At 61.1% G+C, this 24,293-nt stretch carries 23 protein-coding genes and 1 pseudogene; 18 read left to right on the top strand and 6 right to left on the bottom strand.

The features are described from left to right. The first annotated feature begins 72 nt into the window (after positions 1 to 72). The 5 genes from AC0L2Y_RS21510 (at position 73) to AC0L2Y_RS21490 (ending at position 4,629) form a co-directional block, all read left to right on the top strand. Positions 73 to 1,248 (top strand): ABC transporter substrate-binding protein, encoded by a 1,176-nt coding sequence (locus tag AC0L2Y_RS21510; protein WP_473559287.1) that lies wholly within the window; start codon positions 73 to 75, stop codon positions 1,246 to 1,248. Between the two features lie 21 nt (positions 1,249 to 1,269). Continuing rightward, complete coding sequence (locus tag AC0L2Y_RS21505) at positions 1,270 to 2,241, top strand: YVTN family beta-propeller repeat protein (RefSeq protein WP_473559285.1); 972 nt, start codon at positions 1,270 to 1,272, stop codon at positions 2,239 to 2,241. 98 nt (positions 2,242 to 2,339) lie between these two features. Continuing rightward, the gene (locus AC0L2Y_RS21500) at positions 2,340 to 3,128 is read left to right on the top strand and encodes an ATP-binding cassette domain-containing protein (RefSeq protein ID WP_473559283.1); all 789 of its coding nucleotides are present in this window, start codon (positions 2,340 to 2,342) and stop codon (positions 3,126 to 3,128) included. 11 nt (positions 3,129 to 3,139) lie between these two features. After that, on the top strand, positions 3,140 to 4,000 hold the full coding sequence (locus AC0L2Y_RS21495) for an ABC transporter permease (RefSeq protein ID WP_352503305.1): 861 nt from the start codon (positions 3,140 to 3,142) through the stop codon (positions 3,998 to 4,000). Beyond that, the gene (locus tag AC0L2Y_RS21490; RefSeq protein WP_473559281.1) at positions 4,000 to 4,629 is read left to right on the top strand and encodes a hypothetical protein; all 630 of its coding nucleotides are present in this window, start codon (positions 4,000 to 4,002) and stop codon (positions 4,627 to 4,629) included. Before AC0L2Y_RS21495 ends, AC0L2Y_RS21490 begins: the two co-directional genes overlap by 1 nt. Positions 4,630 to 4,656: 27 nt before the next feature. Here the strand turns inward: AC0L2Y_RS21490 and AC0L2Y_RS21485 are convergent, their stop codons facing one another. From AC0L2Y_RS21485 to AC0L2Y_RS21470, 4 genes are all read right to left on the bottom strand, one after another. Beyond that, on the bottom strand, positions 4,657 to 4,857 hold the full coding sequence (locus tag AC0L2Y_RS21485) for a hypothetical protein (protein WP_352493646.1): 201 nt from the start codon (positions 4,855 to 4,857) through the stop codon (positions 4,657 to 4,659). 295 nt (positions 4,858 to 5,152) lie between these two features. Next, positions 5,153 to 5,968, bottom strand: a complete 816-nt coding sequence (locus tag AC0L2Y_RS21480; protein ID WP_473559279.1) for an oxidoreductase — start codon at positions 5,966 to 5,968, stop codon at positions 5,153 to 5,155. A 66-nt stretch (positions 5,969 to 6,034) separates the two neighbouring features. After that, complete coding sequence (gene fabF, locus AC0L2Y_RS21475; RefSeq protein ID WP_352492350.1) at positions 6,035 to 7,339, bottom strand: beta-ketoacyl-ACP synthase II; 1,305 nt, start codon at positions 7,337 to 7,339, stop codon at positions 6,035 to 6,037. Positions 7,340 to 7,376: 37 nt separating this feature from the next. Next, positions 7,377 to 7,955, bottom strand: coding sequence for a TetR/AcrR family transcriptional regulator (locus AC0L2Y_RS21470; RefSeq protein WP_473559277.1), 579 nt, complete (start codon positions 7,953 to 7,955; stop codon positions 7,377 to 7,379). An 80-nt stretch (positions 7,956 to 8,035) separates the two neighbouring features. On the opposite strand from AC0L2Y_RS21470, the gene AC0L2Y_RS21465 reads away from it, so the two are divergent. From AC0L2Y_RS21465 to AC0L2Y_RS21455, 3 genes are all read left to right on the top strand, one after another. Then, positions 8,036 to 8,398, top strand: coding sequence for a hypothetical protein (locus AC0L2Y_RS21465; RefSeq protein WP_473559276.1), 363 nt, complete (start codon positions 8,036 to 8,038; stop codon positions 8,396 to 8,398). A gap of 347 nt (positions 8,399 to 8,745) precedes the next feature. Next, positions 8,746 to 9,090 carry a nuclear transport factor 2 family protein gene (locus AC0L2Y_RS21460; protein WP_473559381.1) on the top strand — a complete coding sequence of 115 codons (345 nt, stop codon included), beginning with the start codon at positions 8,746 to 8,748 and terminating at the stop codon, positions 9,088 to 9,090. A 138-nt stretch (positions 9,091 to 9,228) separates the two neighbouring features. Next, positions 9,229 to 9,696 (top strand): hypothetical protein, encoded by a 468-nt coding sequence (locus AC0L2Y_RS21455; RefSeq protein ID WP_473559385.1) that lies wholly within the window; start codon positions 9,229 to 9,231, stop codon positions 9,694 to 9,696. A gap of 1,325 nt (positions 9,697 to 11,021) precedes the next feature. Here AC0L2Y_RS21455 and AC0L2Y_RS21450 read toward each other — a convergent pair. Next, positions 11,022 to 11,198 (bottom strand): annotated as a pseudogene (locus tag AC0L2Y_RS21450) (flavin reductase family protein); the annotation flags it as partial. Positions 11,199 to 11,634: 436 nt separating this feature from the next. On the opposite strand from AC0L2Y_RS21450, the gene AC0L2Y_RS21445 reads away from it, so the two are divergent. The 4 genes from AC0L2Y_RS21445 (at position 11,635) to AC0L2Y_RS21430 (ending at position 15,585) form a co-directional block, all read left to right on the top strand. Further along, positions 11,635 to 12,030: a hypothetical protein gene (locus tag AC0L2Y_RS21445; protein WP_473559274.1), complete on the top strand. Its 396-nt coding sequence runs from the start codon at positions 11,635 to 11,637 to the stop codon at positions 12,028 to 12,030. A gap of 148 nt (positions 12,031 to 12,178) precedes the next feature. Next, positions 12,179 to 13,630 carry an efflux RND transporter periplasmic adaptor subunit gene (locus AC0L2Y_RS21440; protein WP_473559272.1) on the top strand — a complete coding sequence of 484 codons (1,452 nt, stop codon included), beginning with the start codon at positions 12,179 to 12,181 and terminating at the stop codon, positions 13,628 to 13,630. Between the two features lie 7 nt (positions 13,631 to 13,637). Continuing rightward, positions 13,638 to 14,369, top strand: coding sequence for an ABC transporter ATP-binding protein (locus tag AC0L2Y_RS21435; RefSeq protein WP_473559270.1), 732 nt, complete (start codon positions 13,638 to 13,640; stop codon positions 14,367 to 14,369). Beyond that, complete coding sequence (locus AC0L2Y_RS21430) at positions 14,359 to 15,585, top strand: ABC transporter permease (protein ID WP_473559379.1); 1,227 nt, start codon at positions 14,359 to 14,361, stop codon at positions 15,583 to 15,585. Before AC0L2Y_RS21435 ends, AC0L2Y_RS21430 begins: the two co-directional genes overlap by 11 nt. A 585-nt stretch (positions 15,586 to 16,170) precedes the next feature. Here AC0L2Y_RS21430 and AC0L2Y_RS21425 read toward each other — a convergent pair. Next, positions 16,171 to 17,130 (bottom strand): LysR family transcriptional regulator, encoded by a 960-nt coding sequence (locus AC0L2Y_RS21425; RefSeq protein WP_473559269.1) that lies wholly within the window; start codon positions 17,128 to 17,130, stop codon positions 16,171 to 16,173. A 123-nt stretch (positions 17,131 to 17,253) separates the two neighbouring features. On the opposite strand from AC0L2Y_RS21425, the gene AC0L2Y_RS21420 reads away from it, so the two are divergent. The 6 genes from AC0L2Y_RS21420 to AC0L2Y_RS21395 are packed head-to-tail and all read left to right on the top strand — an operon-like array spanning position 17,254 to position 24,288. Continuing rightward, positions 17,254 to 18,300 carry a class 1 fructose-bisphosphatase gene (locus tag AC0L2Y_RS21420; RefSeq protein WP_473559267.1) on the top strand — a complete coding sequence of 349 codons (1,047 nt, stop codon included), beginning with the start codon at positions 17,254 to 17,256 and terminating at the stop codon, positions 18,298 to 18,300. Between the two features lie 5 nt (positions 18,301 to 18,305). Continuing rightward, on the top strand, positions 18,306 to 19,178 hold the full coding sequence (locus tag AC0L2Y_RS21415; protein WP_023678839.1) for a phosphoribulokinase: 873 nt from the start codon (positions 18,306 to 18,308) through the stop codon (positions 19,176 to 19,178). 10 nt (positions 19,179 to 19,188) lie between these two features. Then, the gene (tkt, locus tag AC0L2Y_RS21410) at positions 19,189 to 21,210 is read left to right on the top strand and encodes a transketolase (RefSeq protein WP_473559265.1); all 2,022 of its coding nucleotides are present in this window, start codon (positions 19,189 to 19,191) and stop codon (positions 21,208 to 21,210) included. 30 nt (positions 21,211 to 21,240) lie between these two features. Then, positions 21,241 to 22,320 (top strand): class II fructose-bisphosphate aldolase, encoded by a 1,080-nt coding sequence (gene fba, locus AC0L2Y_RS21405; protein ID WP_023678837.1) that lies wholly within the window; start codon positions 21,241 to 21,243, stop codon positions 22,318 to 22,320. Between the two features lie 21 nt (positions 22,321 to 22,341). Then, positions 22,342 to 23,835 (top strand): ribulose-bisphosphate carboxylase large subunit, encoded by a 1,494-nt coding sequence (locus AC0L2Y_RS21400; RefSeq protein WP_473559263.1) that lies wholly within the window; start codon positions 22,342 to 22,344, stop codon positions 23,833 to 23,835. Between the two features lie 18 nt (positions 23,836 to 23,853). Continuing rightward, complete coding sequence (locus tag AC0L2Y_RS21395; protein ID WP_023678835.1) at positions 23,854 to 24,288, top strand: ribulose bisphosphate carboxylase small subunit; 435 nt, start codon at positions 23,854 to 23,856, stop codon at positions 24,286 to 24,288. The last annotated feature ends 5 nt before the right edge of the window (positions 24,289 to 24,293 follow it).

Genomic DNA, 24,293 nt, shown 5'->3' with positions numbered 1-24,293 from the left:
ACGAGCGCGGTGCCAGGCACTCTCGCGGCCTTTTTGTGCTTTTTTTTCCAGACCGCCAATGCTGCGGACCTGATGGCCCAGGAAGCGACGGGCAAGCAACCGGTCGCAACCGACAGGCCGGAAAGAAAGATAACCGAAATCAGAATAGGTTATTTGCGGGCCTACGCGCCGCAATTGGCGCTTTCGCTTCTGGACCTGCCGCCACGCGACGAAGGTGTCGCCGGCGCCAATGTGGCGATCGGCGACAACAATACGACAGGAAAGTTCCTCGGCCAGAAATTCAGCCTCGACATAGCCGAGGTCAAGCCGGACGCCGACGCGGTTCGGGCGTTCAACGATCTGATTGCCAAAGGTGACCGCTATGTTGTCGCGGACCTCTCAGCCAAGCAATTGCTGTCGATCGCCGACACCGCCCGCGACAAGGGCGTTCTGGTCTTCAATGTCGGCGCCACTGACGACAGCCTGCGCGAGGAAGACTGCCGCATAAACATTTTCCATGTGGCGCCGACGCGAAGCATGCTGGCCGACGCTCTGGCGCAGTATCTCGTGGTAAAGAAATGGCCGAATTGGGTGCTGCTCTATGGTTCGCACGAGCGGGATCATCTCTATGCGGCCGCGTTGCGCCGCGCGGCGGCCCGCTTCGGCGGCCAGATCGTCGCCGAGAAGGAATTCAAAGACACTGGCACGGCGCGCCGCACCGACACTGGCGCCACGCAGATACAGCATCAGATTTCCGTGTTCACGCAGGATCTGCCGGAGCATGACGTGGTGCTTGTTGCCGATGAGAGCGAGGTGTTCGGAACCTATGTGCCCTACCGCACCTGGACACCGCGGCTGGTCGCTGGCACGGCCGGTCTTGTCGCATCCTCCTGGCATCCCGCGAGCGAGCAATGGGGTGGCATTCAAATGCAAAGCCGTTTCCTGAGGACGACCGGCCGGCGAATGCTGTCCAAGGATATGTCGGCCTGGACGGCGGTGCGGGCGGTGGGCGAAGCCAGCACGCGCACCAATGGCGACGATCCGAAGAAGATCAGCGACTACATCCGCTCGGATGATTTCTCGGTCGCCGCCTTCAAGGGACAGAAGCTGACCTTCCGCAAGTGGAACCATCAGCTTCGCCAACCAATCCTGCTCGGCGACACCAAATCCGTGGTCTCGACATCGCCACAGGAGGGTTATCTCCACCAGATCTCCGAGCTCGATACGCTCGGCGTCGATCAGCCGGAAACCAAATGCGTCCTTAAGTAGAACCAATTGGGAGGAATTTTCGTGCAGAGACGAGCTTGCGCACTCGCCATTCTCGCAACCGGCTTCATGGTCAATCCGGCGTGGGCTTACACCGTTTATGTCTCCAACGAGAAAGACAATACGATAACGGTCGTCGACACGGCGACGATGCAAGTGGTGAAGACCGTCGAAGTCGGCCAGAGGCCGCGCGGCATCACCATCTCGCATGATGGCAAGTTCATCTATTTGTGCGCCAGCGATGACGATACGATCGAAATCATCGATACCGCGACGCTGCAGATCGTGGGCACGCTGCCATCCGGCCCCGATCCCGAACTGTTCGTGCTATCGCCCGACGGCAAGACGCTCTACGTCGCCAACGAGGACGACAATCTCGTCACCGCGATCAACATCGAGAGCAAGCAGGTCATGACCGAGATTCCCGTTGGGGTGGAGCCTGAAGGTATGGCCGTCAGTCCCGATGGCAAAACCATGATCAACACCTCCGAAACCACCAGCATGGCGCATTTCATCGACACCGACAGCCATGAGGTGACCGACAATGTCCTGGTCGACACGCGTCCGCGCTTTGCGCAATTCAAGCCCGACGGATCACAGATCTGGGTCAGCGCCGAAATCGGCGGCACCGTCAGCGTCATCGACAGTCTCAAACGCGAGGTGGTGAAGAAGATACAGTTCGCGATTGCGGGGCTGCGGCCCGAAACCATCCAGCCGGTCGGCATCGCGATCAGCGCCGACGGCAAGAAAGCCTATGTCGCGCTCGGCCCAGCGAACCACGTCGCCGTCATCAACACCGAAACCTACGAGGTGGAAAAATACATCCTGGTCGGCCAGCGCGTCTGGCATCTCGACTTCACCCCCGATCAGAAGACGCTGATCACCACCAACGGCAATTCCAACGACATCACCTTCATCGACACGGCGACCGACGAGCCGGTTCAATCGATCACGGTGGGCCAGCAGCCTTGGGGCGTGGCCATATCGCCCCACTAGACCGCATCGATTATCAGGGAGGCCGACATGACAAATCTTTGCCGCCGGGCTGTTGCAAGTGCACTAGATAACCAGCGCGCCCCGAAGGAGCCAGCCGCATGCAGCATGTGAGGACAGGCGAACCTGGAGAGGAGGTGGCGGCGCTCGATGTTGCCGGTATCAGCCATTCCTATGGTCCGAAGCGGGCGCTCCACGACGTCTCATTCTCGATCGCACCGGGAACTTTCACCGTTCTGCTCGGCCTCAACGGCGCCGGCAAGACAACTTTGTTTTCACTGATCAGCCATCTTTACGGCACCCGCCGCGGATCGATCCGCATCTTCGGCCATGACGTCAGCCGCGCTTCGGGCGAAGCGCTCAGGCGTGTCGGCATCGTGTTCCAGGCACGCACGCTCGACCTCGACCTCAGCGTCCACCAGAACCTCTCCTACCACGCCTCGTTGCATGGCATTGGCGGACACCAAGCCCGGCAGCGCATTGCCGCACTGCTCGATACAGTCAACATGCAGGGCCGTCAGCATGACAAGGCACGTAGTCTTTCCGGCGGCCAAATGCGGCGCATCGAGATCGCGCGGGCGCTGCTCCACCGCCCTTCCCTGCTGCTGCTCGACGAGGCGACGGTCGGACTCGACATCCAGTCGCGTGCGGGCATTCTGGCCACCATCCGCAAACTCGTCGAAACCGAGGGCATCGGCGTGCTGTGGGCGACGCATCTGATCGATGAGGTCGAAGACGGCGACCATGTCGTCGTGCTGCGGCAGGGCGAGCTGGTTGCCAAGGGTAAGGTCACCGATGTCGTTGCGACCAGCGGTGCCAGTTCGATCCGCGACGCCTTTTCCAGGCTCAACCGCATCGAGACAAGCGGCATCGCGGAGATGTCGCCATGAGCGCTCCGGCAATGCCCGCAAAAGTCGCCGCCCTCACGCCGGTGAAGTTCGAACAATTTGGGCTCCGCCACTACCTCGTTTGCCTGAAAGGGATCGTCGTGCGGGAGTGCCTGCGCTTCCTGCATCAGCGCGAGCGCTTTATATCCTCGCTGGTTCGGCCGCTCGTCTGGCTGTTCATTTTTGCAGCCGGATTCCGCCAGGTGCTCGGCGTATCGATCATCCCGCCCTACAAGACCTACGTGCTCTACGAGGTCTACATCACGCCGGGCCTGTGCGGCATGATTCTACTGTTTTCGGGCATGCAATCTTCGCTGTCGATGGTCTATGACCGCGAAATGGGCAACATGCGCACTCTGCTGGTCAGCCCCTTCCCGCGTTGGTTTTTACTGATCTCGAAGATGCTCGCCGGTGTCGCCGTGTCGATCGCACAGGTTTACGCGTTCCTGATCGTTGCCTGGTTCTGGGGCGTCAAGGCGCCGCCGCTTGGCTATCTCACCGTGCTGCCGGCGCTGTTCCTGTCAGGCATGATGCTGTGCGCGCTCGGCATGCTTTTGTCCTCAATGATCAAGCAGCTCGAAAACTTCGCTGGCATCATGAACTTCGTCATCTTTCCCGGCTATTTCGCTTCTCCGGCACTCTATCCCTTGTGGCGTATCCAGGAGGCTAGCCCCCTGCTCTACAAAATCTGCCTCGCCAATCCGTTTACTTACGCCGTCGAACTGATCCGCTTCGCCTTCTACGGCCAGGTCGACTGGCTGTCGCTGGGCGTCGTTGCCGGCTGCACGCTGCTGTTCCTTGCCGCCGCCATCATCGCCTACGACCCTTCGCGCGGCCTCATGACCCGCAAACAGGACACGGGAGGAAATGCCTGATGGCGCGAATGATTCACGTTCGCGGCCTGGCGCTGGTTGCCATGCTCGCGCCGGGCGTCAACGCCATGGCAGCCAACCCCGATCCAGACTGGCCCTGCATACAGCGCAAGGTACCGCAACTCTCGCTCGGCCAGATCTGGAGCGGACCGGACCTTCCTTCAGTGGCGAAGGGCTGGTCGAAGGACCCTACCATCTCCGCCTTGGTCGAGGAGCTGGCAGCTCGCCGCATGCCGATTGCGGAAGCTCAAAAGAAGATCAGGGATTTCGCCGCTTCCTTGCCGGCCGAGCAACTTGCACCCAAAATGGCGATGCTGGTGCAAGGTATGTTCGATCACATGGACGCCGAGCGCTCGCAGGTGATCTCCGGTATTTCCCGTTACGCCCACAAGCAGCTCGAAATGGCCGCCGCGTTGCGCAAGGAAGCGTCCGATGTCGATGCGTTGCGGGCAAAGCCGGATGCGGATCCCGAAGAGATCGATCGGCGAACCGAACAGCTGAAATTCGCAACGCGAATTTTCAATGAACGCGTCCAATCACTGACTTACGTCTGTGAAGTGCCGACGATAATCGAGCAGCGGCTTTATCAATTGTCCAAGGTCGTCTCGGAAACGCTGGCCGCGAAGAAATAGAACCTCATTCGGTCTTCGCGGCGGATATCACGATCCGCGGCCGGGCAGCACGCGCCAGCGCTGAACGAAATAACCGGGATGCGTCCCGATCCACTGGGCTACCAGCGATTGCGCCTGCATGAAGGCGGTCCCGGGATTCATCGCCAGGCCGTCCACCATCTGTTCGCGTTGTTCACAGGTCTGCGGCACATCCGTCAGGCAGACCATCATAACGAGCGTGTAGAGCATTACCCCTTGTCCCCATCGAATCCCGAACCCCATGCCCGGGAGCTTCCGTGATACCGACCAGTCTGCAGGGGTCGCACATACGGATCACTTACGGGTGTGAAAGGAACGTGGCCCCCGCTCTTTCGCGCCGCAATATAACATGGCGCTAATCTAACGCCAATGACCGCAGGGCTAAGTCGCGGACGCTGGCGCATCGAAGATGCGCGTCTGGCTGTGCCAGCGCCAAAAAATGTGAACTCCTGGAACGCGCGCTCGCATAGGTTCGACCGAAACAGGAATATCATTGTTGTCGACCTCAGACCGGAAGCCCGTTCTGCTTTCGCAGGCTTTTGTCGAATGCGGATGCCGGGACGAAACGGCGCAGGAAACTGACCTGGCGCGCCATTTTTCCAGCCGCATAGCGCCTCTTCGGAGCGGGATCGGTCGCAGCCGCCAAAACGGTCCTGGCCACCACTTCCGGCGCATCGCCTTTTTCCATCGCTTTCCGCACAGCTGCATTCATGCCGGCGCGCGCAGAGTCGTAGATATCAAGCAACTGGTCCGGCCTGGCGAGATTTTCTTCAAATGAGGTGCGGGTATAGGCGGGCTCCACCAACACGACGCGAATTCCGAAATTACGCAGTTCGTGGTCGAGCGATTCGGAATAGCCCTCAACGGCATGTTTGGTCGACGAATAGAGCGCGAAATAGGGAGCTGGAATGAACCCCTGCACCGAGCTCAAATTGACGATTCTGCCCTTGCCTTGGGGGCGCATTGTCGGCAACACCGCTTTGGTTACTCGCATAACGCCAAAGACGTTCACGTCAAATAATGACTTGGCCTGGGCCATCGAGGACTCCTCCGCGCCACCAAGCAGGCCAACGCCGGCATTGTTGACGAGCAGGTCGATGCGCCCGGTCTCGGCCAGCACGTCCTGGACAAGTTTCGCCACGGACGTGTCATCGGTCACGTCGCAGGCCAGCATGGTAACGCCATCGGATCGGTCGACGACCGCGCGACGGCTGGTTCCGAACACGCGAAAGCCCGCGTCCTGCAGGGCTTTGGCCGTCGTGTGCCCGATGCCGCTGGATGCCCCGGTCACTAGGGCGACGCCTAGATTGGTCTTGTTCATGGAGGTCACTTCTTTCTTCGTATTGAATTGGCGTGGGGGAAGTCCGAAAGGTCGGAGCGAAAGGCGTCAATCATGAGCGCCTCCGGTGCTCGCACCGGCCAGATCATCCGTCCAGCGCCGGAACAGCGCGCTGGCATTAACGCCTCCGAAGCCGAAGCCATTGGAGATTGCATAGCCCATCGCCATCGGCCGGGCCCGGTTTGCGACGAAGTCGATCCCGTCGCCGGCTGGATCGGGAGTGCTCAGATTGAGGGTCGGCGGTGCCATCTGATCCCTAAGTGCCAGGATTGCGAAGATAGCGCCGAGCCCGCCGGCGGCTCCGAGCAGGTGTCCGGTCGCCGATTTCGTTGCACTGACAGCTATCGCGAAATCGCGCCCGAACACGCTCTTGATCGCTTCGATCTCACCGAGGTCGCCTACCGGCGTGGAGGTCGCATGGGCATTGAGATGACGAACCTCACGCGGCGAAATCCCTGCTTGGGCGATTGCGATCTCCATGGCCCGGCGCGCGCCATCGCCGTCCTCGGGACCGGAGGTGACGTGATGGGCATCAGCCGTCGTGCCGTAGCCGACAAGCTCGGCCAGCGGTCTTGCGCCGCGCGCCAGCGCGTGGGTCAATTCCTCGATGACCAGAATGCCGGCTCCTTCGCCCATGACGAAGCCGTCGCGCGACTTGTCGAACGGTCGGGAGGCCTCATCAGGACGGTGATTAAAGGAGGTCGAAAGAGAGCGTGCCGCGGCAAACCCACCGAGGCTGACAAGATTCATGCATGCTTCCGTCCCGCCGCACACGGCAATATCGGCTTCATTGGCGCGGATTAGGCGAGCCGCATCACCGATCGCCTGAATGCCGGCCGCGCACGCCGTCACCGGTGCACCGAGCGGACCTTTGAAGCCATAGCGGATCGAGACGTGGCCTGCCGCGAGGTTCACCAGGAAGGACGGCACCGTAAAAGGTGATAGCCGGCGGACGCCGCGCCGGTCGACCGTGCGCACCGCCTCGGTTATGGCCGGGAACCCGCCGACGCCCGAGGCGATGATCGTGGCCGTGCGCAAGCGATCCCGTTCCGAGGCGGGGACCCATCTTGCTTGGGCAAGCGCCTCTTCTGCCGCCGCCAGGGCAAAGACAATGAACCGGTCTACCTTACGCTGATCCTTCGGCGGAAGGACGGCTTCCGGATCGAAACCAGCGTCCGGATCTTCTTCTGCGGAGGGCACTACCCCGCCGACCTTCGCCGGCAGGTCGCCCACCACATCATCCACAAGCCTCCGGATGCCCGAGCGGCCGGCCAGGAGACGCGACCAGGACGTTTCAACATCGGCAGCAAGGGGCGTGACCGCTCCCATGCCCGTAACAACAATCCGTCGCATCTATTTTCCTATCAATTCGGGCGCGCCGCCACGCCGTTCAAGCGCCGGCTGATTCACGAACGTGATTGGCCGCCGCATCCAGAAAGGCCTGCGCGAGCTCAGGATCGTTGATGACGCGCGATAACATCAGCGCACCGACCATCGTCGAGAGAATGGCCATGGCCTTACCATCGAACTCCCCGCCATTGGCCTCGGCAAGGAAACGGCCGAGGATCTCGAGATGCTCCTTGATCCCGGCTTCGAACGGCGCTTTCACGTCCTTGCCCTGTCTGGCGGCATCCGAGCCGAGCGCCACGATCGGGCAGCCGTCCATCTTTTCTCCCCGATGGTCCATACTGAGGTAGAACGCGATCACCGCACCAAGTGGATCATCGGGGTTTGCCGCAGTCGCGGCCGACCATCGATGCGTGGCGCTCTCCATCGCCCGCCTGGACGCCTGCGCCGCCAGGTCGTCCTTGGATGCGAACTGCTTGTAAAACGCGCCTTGGGTCAGTCCGGCACCCTTCATCAGATCCTTAAGGCCGATACCGTCAAAGCCGCGCTCCCGAAAAAGGCGGCTTGCCACGTTGATTACGGTTTCGCGGTTTTCCGCTGCCCGAGTACGACTTACGCGCATCGTTGACCTCTTTTTTAGATTGCGTTGGTAATCTATAGCCTGTATAGAGTTCGAACGCAATCTAAAAAGGAGATATGAAAATGTTCCGCGAAACCCTGAACGCATCGCTCCTGGCCGCGCTGTTTCTTGCGACCCCGGCTTTTGCCGAGGAAGTCACCATCGGACGCCCGATCGAGGGCGGCAGCCTGCACGAGGGACACCTTGACATGGTGGTCTACTACGTCCCGGTCGACGGCGACCTCCTGGAGGTCACCGCCACTTTCGCGCCGAAGACCGGGGGCGATCCGCTGCGCGTCGTCATGGGTCTCGCCGAAAATGACTCCGTGGCCTTTTCCATGCCGGGCTACCAAGGCTCGCTTTACGCGTTCTCAAGGTCCGGCGAGCAGGTGACGGTCTCGACCGAGACTGACATGGATCTGCGAGCCGACGCGACAATACGCTGACCCGACGTGCAGACCGCAACCTGCGTGCTGCTGACCGTGCGCTCTCGCTCCGCGCGGCCGACATAGAGGTCGAACGCAATCTACTCGATATGAGGAGATGGGCATGAAAACGAGACCCGCCATTGTGCTGGCGGGCGTCCTGTTCGGATGGTCCTCTCGAGACCGCCAGGAGCAGGCAAAAGCCGTATTAGAGACGGCCACGGCAGCGGCCACCGGACAGAAACCAGTAAGGTTCCACCGGATCAACGCCAGCGTTCCCCAATGGCGGCGAGCATCATCAGAATCAGCGGACGGAGCGCCACGGTGCCCTCGATCACGCCATCAAATAAGCTTGGAAGAGAGGTCAAATGCTATACAGTTATTTTGTCGAGAAATCGATCCGAGAGAGCTTCGACCACGTCAACAACCATCGCTGGGATGAGGCGGTGAAGGCACTCGCGCCGCATGTCCATCACCGCGTTTCCGGCGCCCACGCGCTTGGTGGTGAGCGCCACGACAACGAAGCCATGCGCCGCTGGTTTGAGCGCCTCGGCCGCGTCCTGCCCAATCTCCATCTCACGGTCAACCACATCTGGGTGAAGGGCTGGCCGTGGCATACTACCGTGTTTGCCCAGTGGGACGGCACCGCAACGCTGCTCAATGGCGACGCGTCGTACACCCCAAGCGCTACCTCGCCGTGCAGGAAATCTTGAAACAGCGGCATCGACGTTTTTACCGCAGTCAATATCCAGCACATCGAGAGCCTGAACGATGTCGTTGCGCAGATTACACGAATCTGCGTTCAGGAGACGGTTCCGGATTCGATCTTCGACGGGGCGGATTCCGTCGAGTTGATCGATCTCACCCCTGACGATCTCATCAAACGCCTTAAGGAAGGCAAGGTCTACATTCCCAAGCAGGCAGAGCGGGCGCTGGAGCATTTCTTCTCGCCAGCCAATCTGACGGCGCGGCGCGAGCTTGCCCTGCGCCGCACGGCTGATCGCGTCGACGAGCAATTGCTGACGCAGATGCAGGCACGTGCCATTGTCGGACCATGGCCGGCCGGCGAACGCATTCCGGTCTGCGTCAGCGAGGATCCACGCGCCGCAGGGTTCGTACGCTATACCAAACGCCTCGCGGATCGCCTGCACGCTCCTTGGACGGCCCTCTCAATCGAAACGCGTCGCAGCTTGCAGCTGAATGAAGAACAGCGTGACCGGATAGCAGATACGCACCATCCCACGGGAGCGGGTACAGGAGTCTCCGGATGGCCAATACCATATTTGCGAGAATACCGAAGATACCTACGACATAACTAATCAGCCGTCTTTGCGTTGCTTTTTCGCACCCCGTGTCCTGTCTCTACTGAAATTATGCGGCAAGTAAGTGGAACCGCCGTCGATCATGGACCGTACCGAAGACGAAGGTATGGCGCGGCAATCAAAGCCCCCGCAACATTTGAATTTCGTCTGTGGGTCAATCTTGTCATCGTACCCATCGTGGGCGTTAGCGGCCGTTGCGACGGCAATGCACATTGCCGTAAAGATGAACCTTCGCATGGCTTTCCTCAAGTATTTGGCAGGCCCTGATCGTTCGAGCGTCTATGTGTATTAGCCTTCAATTAACGATACTTTGGCCGGGGTTGATAGGCTTATCCATCTTATTCGTCATGGGTTGGCTCAACCCGCATGCACCGCCAAACTCACTATCGAGTCCCCCTAAATGAAACGCGCCGTAATCGGTCCTACCGTCCTATCAGCGCGGCGGCAGTTATGTGTCTGTACAATGGGACAGGGCCCCCGATAGGCCCTGCGTCACCTATGCATTGGTTTCAATGAGTTATGCTGGGGAATGTGACGATGCAGCACCTCGCCGAGTATCCATTTTCAAACGTCTGGCCACAAATGGGCCAGAACTCAAAGTGCCCTGCTTCCTCGTTGGCCGGCGGACCGCGAAGCCTGCCTTGATGGGTTTGTCGGTTCTAGCTCGTCTCACGTCGTCACCGTCCGGCCTGAGGGGACGGCCCGACAGCATTTCGGGGGACGATTTGACCGCCGCTCACCGGCTGAGAGCGTCAGTGGGCGCCAACAAAGGGCGGTAAGTCTATTCGACCGATGGAAGCCGTCTTGGTGGCACAGCCGCCCGAGTAGGACGGATGGACTCATGAATTCAAATCGACGGCTCTCAGTTCACCGTCGATGCCGACGGCGCGCGGATCATCACCCGGCTAGCAGGAGGGCGAAGGACGGAGACGTACCAACCTCTGGTCAATAAACGGTGCGGTGACGGCCGATCGCGGCTTCGCACCAAGCGCCAGCATAGAAGCCCAGGCACGCGGCGGACGAGCACGAGCGTCGGCAGGCGCTTTGCGCGAAGGCATCATCCAGAAAAGTAAGTCTCGTAGTAGTGAAGCTCGAGCAGCAGGCACCCGGTGTGCGACCGGAAGGGACCGTGATAGATGCCAGGCGGCGGCAGGCGTAGTGTTCGCGGCAAAACTCAGCGACGGCTCTGCGACCGAAGATCCGCCGATGACGAGATCTCCCGATACCGGATAGACCTCTTCCCAGTACTCTTGCACGAACGGCACCGTCGTATAGGCGCCCGGCGTCTTGCCCGCCTCGTCGAGCCGGCCGGCGGAAATGCTTCACCGTGGCAATGAACAGCACATGATCGCCGGCCTCATGCCTGGCCCAAGTTCGCACTCGAACAGCGCCGCCACCCCTTGCAGCACCGGGGCGCCAAAGCCGCCCTGCTCGAACCGCACCCCTTCCCATTTGTTGGAGAGCGGTCGCGCGAAACGGTTGGCAATGTCCCTCTGGTTTTCCGAAAGAACAGGCTAGCTGAACGACGGTCGATGCTGAACAGGACGAGGGCGGGTCGAGAGACAGCGAGTTGAACGAGCTTATCGATAGCGTACCATGTGGGGGCCCGACAGCGACATTGATAGCATCCAACGAATCGATTTAGCGGCATGTCACCGGCGTGTCCTAGATATTGGTTGCCAGCTTCGGTAGATTTTGTTAATATATTAGCAAAGGGACATATTATCCCTGCTGACGTCGTACTGGAGCACGACAATGAGTGCTGCCGATTTGCACAGGCCAAGTATTGCGGCGATTTTGCGCGCTGCGGAGGGTGCTTCACGCGAAAGAGTCATGAGAGGCCCGGCGGCCTAGACTTGCTGCTGAAGGCCTCATAGCTTCCGCATCTTCCAAACGATAGTCGATCAAAGTAATCGAGGGCTTTGTCGCGCCCTCATGCTGCCGACCAGTGCCAGAGATGGCCTGCGCAGCACGCCTTTGCTCTGGCAAACTTGGGAGGAAAACATGATTATTGGATCTAGTGGCTTAAAGGTGGCCGCGGCTGCGGCTTTCATTGGTGGGACACTGTTGCTCGGAACAGGCGGAGCGCTGGCACAGAACACCTGTCCTGGCGTGTCGGCGACGCAGTGCACAGACTTCTGCGGCACCGCTGGCGTGGCTTCCTGTACAAAGACGGGATCGGTTCCGGACTGCGTATGCAATGAGACTACGAAGGATGTGAATGGCAATGCGTTCGGCACGGCAACGCAGGATACGGCTGAAGGCAAGGGCAATGTCGGCAACAAGACCGAGACGGGCTGCGAGGGTAACCCAGGTCAATGCAAGCAGTAACAGCCGAAATATTCGAATCAGTGTCTATGTGGTTGGCCGCTCATGAACTTATTCTATTGCGGTGTGATCTCCGCTGCGTCATTGCCAACTACAGATTTAAGAGCCGGAAGGGATTACCTTTCCCTTCCGGCTCGGAGGTGGTCAGAACATGATGCGCAGCATTCTGTTCGTTACGGTAATCCTCGGCGTAGCGGTGACGCCCGAGAGCTCGATGGGACCGACGCCATCGGCGACTTCCGGCCAGGTTTTGTCGGTCTTCAATCACCTCTCGGCTCTCCTCAAGCCGTCCTCGATCCGGCCCGATACCGCTGCTTATCGCACGCAAGTCGTGGAGCGCGGCGACGTCGTAACAACTGTGCAGGCGGCTGGCACGCTGAACGCACTTGTTATGGTGGAAGTCGGCTCTCAGCTCTCGGGTCGGGTGAAGGAACTCTATGTCGACTTCAACTCCAAGGTCACCAAAGGCCAAGTCATCGCCCGGGTTGACCCGGAGATTTACGAAGCAAGAGTAGCGCAAGCCCTCGCCGAGCGAGAGATGGCCCAAACGCAGGTTTCCGTCCATCGGGCACAGATCGAGCGGGCCAGGGCCGAGATGGAGACCGCCGAGGCCAGATATGATTCTGCCGCGGCACAGACTAGACGCGCTGAAATCACACTGGATGGTGCGGCGCAGGAAGTGAACCGCAAACGCTCGCTGGCTAAGCAGAAGATTATTGCGGTGGGTGAGTGGGAGCGGGACAACACCGCGCATAATTCCGCCAAGGCGCAGGCGAGCGCCGCCCAAGCGGAGGAACTGTCGCAATCGGCAGCCGTTCGAGCCGCCAAGGCGACACTCATTATGGCCGAAGCGGAGCTCGCCAATACGCTTGCCCAGGTGAAGCAGAAGGAAGCCGTGCTTCAGCAGGCCCAAATTGACCTTGATCGCACTTTTGTACGCGCGCCGGTCACCGGTACAGTGGTCAATCGCGCCGTCAGTGGCGGTCAGACCCTGGCGGCTAGCCTGCAGACGCCGATATTGTTCACCATCGCTCAGGACCTGACAGAGATGCAGGTGGAGGCTTCGGTGGTGGAAGCCGATATCAGCCGTTTTGCGATTGGGCAGCCGGTCACGTTCACCGCCGATGCGTATCCAGACCGAATTTTCACCGGCACGGTGAAGCAGATTCGCAAAGCGCCGCAGGTCGTTCAAAACGTCGTCACATACACAGTGGTCGTTAGCGCCGAAAATCGCGATGAGCTGCTGTTGCCAGGCATGACAGCCAATCTCAGCGTGATAGTGGCTAAGCGACAGGGAGTCTTAAAAGTACCCAATGCGGCCCTGCGCTTTCGGCCGCCGAGCGATACCGGGGACGAGGGGCGCTCAACCGCGCCGCCCATCGAAACAGGCGCAGGAGTGGGGAGCCCGGGCGAGGTATTTGTAATTGGCCCAGACCGCGAGCCGAAGCTAGTTTCGCTCCGGCTTGGAATCACCGACGGTCGTACAACAGAGGTGCTGGCAGGCGACCTGACCGGGGGGCAGCAGGTCATCACAGGGCTTGCCACTGCTCCGCATCGGGACGATGAGGCGTCTTCCGTCCTGGTCAAGTTCCGGTTGCGGTGAGGCATCCATGGCTCTCATCGAAGTCGACCGGCTGCGCCATTGCTACCGCATTGGCGGAGGGCCGGTGTGGGCGCTCGAAGGGGTGAGCGTGTCGATTAAACGCGGCGAATTCGTCGCGGTGATGGGACCTTCTGGATCAGGCAAGTCTACCTTTATGAACATTCTGGGCTGCCTCGACAGTCCCATCGAAGGCGGCTATCGGCTGAACGGGGTTAACGTCAGCGGACTTCATCACGATGAGCTCGCTGCGATCCGCAATCGCAACATCGGTTTCGTGTTTCAGTCGTTCAATCTGCTGCCGCGGGCCAGCGCGTTGGAAAATGTGGAACTGCCGCTTGTCTATCGCCGCATGTGGGCCGGAGAGCGGCGGCGCGCAGCCCTGGCGATGCTGGCCAGGGTAGGGCTCGCCGATCGGGCCAGACATACTCCTGCCGAACTCTCAGGCGGACAACAACAGCGCGTTGCCATTGCCCGTGCTTTGGTGACCGAGCCTTTACTTCTGCTCGCCGATGAACCTACAGGTGCGCTCGACAGCCAGACCGGGCTGGAGATCATGGCAATTCTGCGCCGCCTCAATGCGGAGGGCCTGACCATTGTGCTGGTCACCCATGAGGCGCAGATTGCTGCCCATGCCGATCGCATTGTGGCCTTTCGAGATGGTCACGTCGTGTCCGACACTCCTGTCGCGCAACAGGCCCGATCTCGCCATCTATCGCTGGCTTACAACGATGTCCGGTAGCACAAGAACGGCACTGCGATCGTTACGCTCCCATCATCTGCGGAGCGCGCTCACCATGTTGGGCATCATCATCGGTGTTGCAGCCGTCGTGGTGATGATCGCGATCGGAGTTGGTGCGCGCGAACGCATCGCAGCCCAGATCCGCAGTCTCGGCGCCAACCTCATCAGCATCAGTCCGGGCAGTGCCAAGATGGGCAGTGTTCGGCTTGGGGCCGGTGGCGCGCCGCGGCTGAGTGAAGAGGATGCGGCGGCAATCGGAATGGAAATTTCGGGCGTCGTAGTGGCCGCGCCACTCCTCCACGCCCGCGAGCAATTCACGATCGGCTCCAGCAATTGGCAAGGAGTGGTGCGCGGCGTGACGCCGGACTATTTCTCGGCCCGCGAATGGCGCGTTATCGCCGGGCAGGAGATAACCCCCGCGGACAACAAACGGGTCGCCAACGTGGTGCTTCTCGGAACGACGATGCGGGAGAAGTTGTTCGGAAAAGCCGATCCGGTAGGCGCTGCGATTCGCATCCGCGACGTGCCGTTCACGGTGATCGGACTGCTGGAGCGGAAGGGTCAGAGCGTGTGGGGCGATGATCAGGACGATGTGGCACTTGTGCCGCTGAGGACCGTCCGCCGTCAGTTCATCGGCACGAGCCGTGCCAATCCGACGTTCGTCCACAACATCACCGTCAAGTTTGCCGATTGGGCCTCCGCCGAGGACACGATGGCAGCTATCCGCAACCTTCTGTGGCAGCGCCACCGATTGCGGACGGGTCAGGAAGACAGCTTCCTGGTGAGCAACCTCGCCGAAGCTGCGAATGTCGAGGGTTCGACGACACGCGTGGTGTCGCTGCTGCTTTCGGCGGTGGCCTCAATTTCGCTGGTGGTGGGCGGGATCGGCATCATGAACATCATGCTCGTGACGGTGACGGAGCGGGTCCGCGAGATCGGACTGCGGCTTGCGGTCGGCGCGCGACGGCGAGATATCCTTGCCCAATTTCTCGTTGAGGCAGCAGCGCTGGCCTTGCTCGGCGGCATTCTAGGTGCGGCTATTGGGATTGCTGCAGCAATCGCCGTTGGCGCTATCGCCCAATGGCCCGTGATCATCGACCTCAGTGCCGTCCTGCTGGCTATCGGCTTTGCCGCGGCTGTAGGCGTCTTCTTCGGGTATTATCCCGCCCGCAAGGCTGCAAGATTACAGCCGATCGAAGCGCTGCGCGCAGAATGATCGGCGCGATAGTTGAATCCTCTGCGTGCCCGCAAAAATCGAGAGAGCTTTTTGGGGGCACTGCGCGATAATCAGTCAATTTCGAAACCGCCAACGCTTCCCACAAATATCCAGGGACGGAACAGTCCTGTCCGATCCCGCGCCGCGTGATGGGCGGCCACACGCCGTATTTGCCAGAGGCCGACTATTTGAACGAGTGGATCAGGTCCAGCGACGTGACGTACGTCAACCGTGGTCTCCACGTGTTCACCCTGCGGTGGGGCAGAGTCTATGCACTTGAGGAATTCTACGATTCACAAGCAGCAGCCCGCGGTCTTGCCGCCCAAGCGGCAGCTGGCCTCGAAGAAGCTGTCGCCGAACCAATTGTTGGCTAGCAGAACTCAGTCAAAGCCCACCCGTTCCGTGAACGCGGGGGCGCTACCCCGTGGCCCAGCGCTTGGATCGGGTCGCCTCGGCTCCGCAAATGCGTGCCACCAGCGAAGCCTCCCGATCCTCGGCTCGTGGACGTCGGTCTGGAGATCACAGCCGATCAGCCGCTGGTACGCACCATCGTTTGTCTGAAGTGTTTGCCTTGGGCCGCGCGCCCTAACTCGCGCGACGTTCGGTGTTCGGCTCCTCGTGCGGATAGAGCTTGCCGAACAGCGGCAGGTACATCGCGCCCTTGCGCATCAGAAAATCGTGAAAGGTCGCCATCGCCGGCGAGATCGCGTGATCGCTGCGCATCACCGAAAACCATTGCCGGCGGATCGGCATGCCGACGACGTCGAGGATGACCAGCCGGCCAGCCTCGATTTCCGAGGCGATGGCGTGGGCAGAGATGAAGGCGACGCCGAGCCCGGCCATCACCGCCTGTTTGATCGTCTCGTTCGAGCCCATCTCGACGCCGAGATCGTCAATGCGGCCAGGCACGTCGCTCAAAAATATTTCCAGCGAGATGCGCGTGCCGGAGCCGGACTCGCGAATGAGGAAATGTTCCTGGGCGATCCGCTCCTTGGATATCTCGCGCACCGAGGCCAGCGGGTGGTCGGGCGGCGCGATGATGACCAGCGGATGATCGCCGAAGACCGAGGCACGCACCGGGACTTCTTTCGCCGGGCGTCCCATCAGCGCGATGTCGATGTCGTGATTCTTCAGACTGTCGATCGTCTCGGCGCGATTGCCAATGGCAAGCCGCATGTCGATGTCGGGATGTTCCTTCATGAAGGCAGCCATCAGCCGCGGTGCGAAATATTTGGCCGTGGAAACGACACCGAGTCGCAAGCTGCCGGCGCGCACGCCCTTGATCGCATCCATCTTGTCTTCGAGCAGACGAAGCCGCTCCTCGATGGCCTGTGCCGTTTCGACGAAGGCAAGACCTGCGGCAGTGGGACGCATACCGTCCGCCGTCCGATCAAACAAGGCCAGCTGGAACTCTTCCTCAACCTGCCGCAACTGGATCGTCACCGCTGGAGGAGACAGGCCTAACACCTTGGCTGCACTGACGATTTTCCCGTGGGCGACGATTGCCTGAACGGTCTTGAACTGCTTGAGCGTGAGGTTTCTCATATAGCATACTAAAATTTTTTTAGTGGCAAAGTAAAGTTATTGAATTTTACTTATCCAGCGTCGTTTGTTTTCATTCCCCAATCCGGCCGATCCGAGGAGAGGCGGCTGGATGGGGAGGTTACGATGCCAGCGGCAACGCTCGACGCTTTTCTGAACTCCTATCTCGGCGAGCCGGACGAACTGCGCGCCGCGGTCGTAGTGACCGTCCGTCGGCTGACGCAGGCGGCCACCACGATTCGCAACACCATCAATCAAGGGGTACTCGGCACCGCCTTTGCCGGAACCCGTGGCGCCAATGCTGACGGCGATGTTCAGAAGGATCTCGATGTCTTCGCCGACGACATCTTTCTCGATGCCATGCGCCACGCTCCGGTCGCGCTCTACGCTTCCGAGGAACTGGAGCAGCCGGTGCTTCTCGACCCGCAAGCGCCTCTCGCCATCGCCATCGACCCGCTCGACGGCTCTTCCAACATCGACACCAACGTGTCGATCGGAACGATCTTCTCGCTTCTCCCTGCAATTGGTGCGCCGGATAAGAATCCGGCCGCCACATTTTTGCAGGCAGGGGTGAACCAGCTGGGCGCCGGTTTCTTCATCTACGGGCCGCAGCTGGCGCTCGTTCTGTCTCTCGGCAGCGGCACGCATGTCTTCGTTCTCTCAGCCAGGCTCGGCACCTTCGTCCAGGCCTACGAGAGCCGGGTCATCCCCCAGCGTACCCAGGAATTTGCCATCAACGCCGCCAACTACCGGCACTGGGACGAGGCGGTGAGGCTCTACATCGACGACTGCCTCGAAGGCACCGAAGGCCCACGCGAGAAGGACTTCAACATGCGCTGGATCGCCTCCCTGGTCGCCGACTGCTACCGCATATTGATGCGCGGCGGCGTATTCCTGTATCCAGGCGACAAGCGCAAGGGCTACAGGCAGGGGCGACTTCGCCTCGTCTATGAGGCAAACCCGATCGCCTATCTCATCGAACAGGCGGGCGGTGCCGCCACCGATACGATCACCCGCATCCTCGAAATCGAACCCGAGAGCCTGCACCAGCGCGTGCCCATGATTTTCGGATCGGCGCGGGAAGTCGCGCGCATCACCCGCTACCACACCGAGCCGAGCGCCATTGGCGAGCGCGCGCCGCTGTTCAGCCGCCGCGGCCTTTTCAGGGCCTGAAGATCATGTCGGCAAAGCACCCCATCATTACCATCACCGGGTCGTCGGGCGCAGGCACTACCTCTGTCAAGCGCATCTTCGAGTTGATCTTCAGGCGCGAGAACATCGGGGCCGCCTTCATCGAAGGCGATGCTTTCCATCGCTACGACCGCGCCACGATGAAAGCCAAGGTGGCCGAGGAGGAAAAGGCAGGCAATCCGAACTTCACCCACTTTCATGCCGAGGCCAATGAACTGGCAATCCTCGAAGAGGTATTCGAGGAATATGGCCGCCGGGGAACCGGAAAGACCCGCACCTACATCCATGACGAGGATGAAGAGAAGCAGTACGGCACGCCGCCGGGACATTTCACCGAATGGCGCGAATTTCCGCCGAGCGACCTGCTCTTCTACGAGGGCCTGCATGGCTGCGTCGTCACCGACAAGATCAACCTGGCCAGGCACGCGGACCTCAAGATCGGTGTGGTGCCGGTCATAAATCTCGAATGGATCCAGAAGATCCATCGCGACCGCGCAACGCGCGGCTATTCCACCGAGGCAGTGATGGACGTGATCCTGCGCCGCATGCCGGACTATGTCCGCTACATCGTCCCGCAGTTTTCGCAGACCGCCATCAACTTCCAGCGCGTGCCGATCGTCGACACGTCCAATCCATTCATCGCGCGCTGGATTCCGACGCCCGACGAATCGATGCTGGTTATCCGCTTCGCCAATCCCCGCGGCATCGATTTCCCCTACCTGCTTTCGATGATCCACGACTCGTTCATGTCGCGGCCGAATTCCATAGTGGTGCCCGGCAACAAGCTCGACCTTGCCATGCAGCTGATCCTGACACCGCTCATCCTGCAATTGATCGAACGCAAGAACCGTGTGTCGTGAGGAGGACGCCATGAACAGCCAAGCCGCAGCATTGAAGCCCGTCGCCGCCGTCTCGGAACGCGACATGGCCAACGCCATTCGCGCATTGGCGATGGATAGCGTCCAAAAGGCGAATTCCGGTCATCCGGGCATGCCGATGGGCATGGCCGACGTCGCGACGGTGCTGTTCAGCCGCTTCATCAACATCGATCCGTCGGCCCCCAACTGGCCCGATCGCGACCGCTTCGTGCTTTCGGCCGGGCACGGCTCGATGCTGCAATATGCGCTGCATTATCTGCTCGGCTACGCAGACATGCCGATCGAGGAATTGCAGCGGTTTCGCCAGCTGGGCAGCCGCACCGCCGGACATCCGGAACATGGCCATGCGCTTGGCATCGAGACGACGACCGGTCCTCTTGGACAAGGCATTTCGACGGCTGTCGGTATGGCGCTGGCAGAGCGCATGCTTGCTGCCCGCTACGGTGCCGATCTCGTCGACCATTTCACCTACGCGATCGCTGGCGACGGCTGCCTGCAGGAAGGCATCAGCCATGAGGCGATCGATCTTGCCGGTCACCTGAAGCTCTCCCGGCTGGTCGTCTTTTGGGACGACAATGCGATCTCGATCGACGGACCGACTTCGCTGTCGACGTCGATGGACCAGCCGGCACGGTTCAAAGCCGCTGGATGGCATGTCCAGTCGGTGAACGGCCACGACGCCGAAACCGTTGCGGCGGCAATCGAAGCGGCACAGCAATCGGACCAGCCGTCTCTGATCGCTTGCCGCACGGTGATCGGCAAGGGAGCGCCCAATCTGGCTGGTTCGGAAAAGACGCACGGCGCCCCGCTGGGCGATGCGGAGATCGCCGCGACGCGCGAAAACATCGGCTGGGCCTACGCGCCGTTCGAGGTGCCGGACGATATCCTTTTCGCCTGGCGCGAGATTGCCGGCCGCGGGCAAGCGGCACGCCGCGCCTGGCAGCAGCGGCTTGCCACCTCGCCGCAGCGCGAGGCCTTCGAGAGCGCGGTCGCGGGCACCCTGCCCGATGCGGTCTTCGAAGCACTCGGCGCTTTCCGCAAGGAGCATGTCGAGAAGGCGACCAAGGTTGCAACGCGAAAAGCCTCCGAAATGGCGCTCGCTGCGATCAATGGCGCAACCGACCTGACCGTCGGCGGCTCCGCCGATCTGACGCATTCGAACCTGACGATCACCAAGGGGATGGATCGCATAGCGCCTGATGACTATGCCGGCCGCTACATTCACTACGGCATCCGTGAGCACGGCATGGCAGCAGCCATGAACGGCATCGCGCTGCATGGCGGCTTCGTGCCTTATGGCGGCACCTTCCTGTGCTTCGCCGACTATGCGCGCGGCGCGATGCGGCTCTCGGCGCTGATGGGCCAGCGCGTTGTCTATGTGATGACGCATGATTCCATCGGTCTCGGCGAGGATGGTCCGACCCACCAGCCGGTCGAGCATCTGGCAATGCTGCGGGCCACGCCGAACCTCAACGTCTTCCGTCCGGCCGACATCATAGAAACGGCGGAGTGCTGGGAACTGGCGCTGAAGAGCGAGAACCGGCCGAGCGTGCTGGTGCTTTCGCGCCAGACCCTACCGATGCTGCGCCAAGCACAAAGCGACGAGGCACACAGCGACGAGAACCGGTCGAGCCGGGGCGCTTACATCCTGCGCGAGCCAGCCGAGCACCGCGCCGTGACGCTGATCGCCACCGGGTCTGAGGTCGAGATCGCCGTTGCCGCCGCCGAACGGCTGGAAGCCGAGCACGGCATCGCCGCCGCGGTCGTCTCGATGCCGTGCTGGGAACTATTCGAGGAGCAGGATGCGGACTACCGCAAGTCCGTCCTCGGCTCGGCGCCGCGCATTGCCGTCGAAGCCGCGGCGCGGCTCGGCTGGGACCGCTGGATCGGCGACACCGGCGCTTTTGTCGGCATGGCCGGTTTCGGCGCCAGCGCCCCTGCCCCGGATCTCTACCGGCATTTCGACATCACGCCCGAAGCCATCGCCGCAGCGGCGCTGAAGCTCATCATCTAGCCCAACTTCCGCAGCTAAGAGGACCCGACAATGGCCCGCATCACCCTTCGCCAGCTTCTCGACCATGCCGCCGAGCACGGCTATGGCGTGCCCGCATTCAACATCAACAACATGGAACAGGGCCTCGCCATCATGGAGGCCGCCAGGGCCTGCGATGCGCCGGTCATCATCCAGGCCTCGCGCGGCGCTCGCTCCTATGCCAACGACATCATGCTGGCCAAGATGATGGAGGCGTTGACCGAAATCCATCCGGCCATTCCGCTATGCATCCATCAGGATCACGGCAACAACGAAGCCACCTGCCTGTCGGCGATCCGCCACGGCTTCACCTCGGTGATGATGGACGGGTCGCTGATGGCGGACGCCAAGACGCCGGCGAGCTACGATTACAATGTCGCCATCACCGAACGCGTCGCACGCATGGCGCACTGGGTCGGCGCTTCGGTCGAAGGCGAGCTCGGCGTGCTCGGCTCGCTGGAAACCGGCCAGGGCGAGGCCGAGGACGGGCACGGCGCCGAAGGTGCGCTTTCCCACGACCAGCTTTTGACCGATCCCGATCAGGCGGTCGACTTCGTGACCGCCACCCGGGTCGACGCGCTGGCGATCGCCTGCGGTACTTCACACGGCGCCTATAAATTCAGCCGCAAGCCCGACGGCGGCATCCTGGCCATGCAGGTGATCGAGGCGATCCACGAGAAACTGCCCAACACTCATCTGGTCATGCATGGATCTTCCTCCGTGCCGCAGGAACTGCAGGACATCATCAACAACTATGGCGGCGAGATGCCCCAGACCTTTGGCGTCCCGGTCGAGGAAATCGAGCGCGGCATCCGCTACGGCGTGCGCAAGGTCAACATCGACACCGATTGCCGAATGGCCATGGCCGGGCAGTTCCGCCGCGTCGCGACGGAGGACCCGCGCGAATTCGATCCGCGTAAATTCCTGAAACCCGCCATGGACGCCCTGCGCGACCTTTGCCGCGATCGCTTCGAACGCTTCGGCACCGCAGGCCACGCGTCGAAGATCAGGGTGATCGCCATGGATGAGATGGCGAAACGTTACGCCGCAGGAAAGCTCGACCCCCAAATCGCAACCGCGAAAGCCGCCTGAGCGGCAAACAGGAGACCTGCCATGAACAAGATCGACATGCCCTCAGCAGGCACGCTCAAGGAAGGCAAGGAACGCTACAGGTCGGGCGTCATCCCCTACAAGAAGATGGGCTACTGGGAGCCGGACTACCGGCCCAAGGAGACCGACCTGATCGCCATGTTTCGGATCACGCCACAGCCCGGCGTCGACCACGAGGAGGCGGCCGCCGCCATCGCCGGTGAATCCTCTACCGCGACATGGACCGTGGTATGGACCGACAGGCTGACCGCCTGCGAGCTCTACCGCGCCAAGGCGTTCAAATCGGAGCCGGTGCCGAACACAGGTCCAGGCACCAGGATCGAGCAACAGTACTTCGCCTATATCGCCTACGACCTCGACCTGTTCGAGCCCGGCTCCATCGCCAACCTGACTGCATCGATCATCGGCAACGTGTTCGGCTTCAAGGCCGTCAAGGCCTTGCGGCTCGAGGACATGCGCATCCCGGTGGCTTACCTCAAAACCTTCCAGGGCCCGGCGACCGGCATCGTGGTGGAACGCGAGCGGCTCGACAAGTTCGGCCGGCCGCTGCTCGGCGCGACGACGAAGCCGAAGCTTGGCCTGTCCGGCCGCAACTACGGCCGCGTCGTCTACGAGGCACTGAAGGGTGGCCTCGACTTCGTCAAGGACGACGAGAACATCAACTCACAGCCCTTCATGCATTGGCGCGACCGTTTCCTCTACTGCATGGAGGCAGTGAGCAAGGCGTCGGCCGCTACCGGCGAAGTAAAGGGCCATTATCTAAACGTCACCGCCGGCACGATGGAGGACATGTACGAGCGCGCCGAATTTGCAAAACAGCTTGGCTCCTGCATCGTCATGATCGACCTCGTCATTGGCTACACGGCGATCCAGTCGATGGCCAAGTGGGCACGTCGCAATGACATGATCCTGCACCTGCACCGGGCCGGCAATTCGACCTATTCGCGCCAGAAGAACCACGGCATGAATTTTCGCGTCATCTGCAAATGGATGCGGATGGCCGGCGTCGATCACATCCATGCCGGCACGGTGGTCGGCAAGCTGGAAGGCGACCCGCTTATGATCAAGGGGTTTTATGACACGCTGCGCGAGGAGCGCACGCCGCAGAACCTCGAAACCGGGCTGTTCTTCGATCAGGACTGGGCCTCGCTCAACAAGGTGATGCCCGTCGCCTCGGGCGGCATCCATGCCGGCCAGATGCACCAGTTGATCCATTATCTCGGCGAGGATGTCATCCTGCAGTTCGGCGGCGGCACGATCGGCCATCCTGACGGCATCCAGGCCGGCGCGACGGCCAATCGCGTCGCGTTGGAGGCGATGATCCTCGCCCGCAACGAGGGCCGCGACTACCTGCGCGAAGGAACCAAAATCCTCGAACAGGCCGCCAGATGGTGCACGCCGCTCAAGGCGGCCCTGGAGACGTGGAAGGACGTCACCTTCAACTACGAATCGACCGACACGGCCGACTTTGTGCCAACCGCAACGCCGAGCTTCTAGACGAAAGGAACCGTCGCCATGATGACCAATCCCGGAAACAAGGTCACGCAGGGACAGTTTTCGTTCCTGCCCGAGCTGACCGATGAGCAGATCTCGGCGCAGATCAAATACGCGCTGAAAAACCACTGGGCGGTCAGCGTCGAATACACCGACGATCCGCATCCGCGAAACACCTATTGGGAAATGTACGGCAACCCGATGTTCGACCTTAGGGACCCGGCGGGCATCCTGCTTGAAGTCAACAATTGCCGGAAAGCCATGCCCAACATGTATGTCCGGGTCACCGCCTTCGATTCGACCAAGGGCTGGGAAGCGCCGCGCATGTCGTTCATCGTCAACCGCCCGCCCAATGAACCCGGGTTCCGGCTGCTGCGCCAGGAGCGTGACGGCCGCAGCCAGGGCTATTCGATCGTGCCTTATGCGACCGACAGGCCCGAAGGCGAACGGAGCTAGGCAAA

This window comes from Mesorhizobium sp. WSM4830, assembly GCF_055811495.1.
The sequence above is the reverse complement of the archived record's forward strand: the minus strand, read 5'-3'. Positions and strand labels throughout refer to the sequence as shown.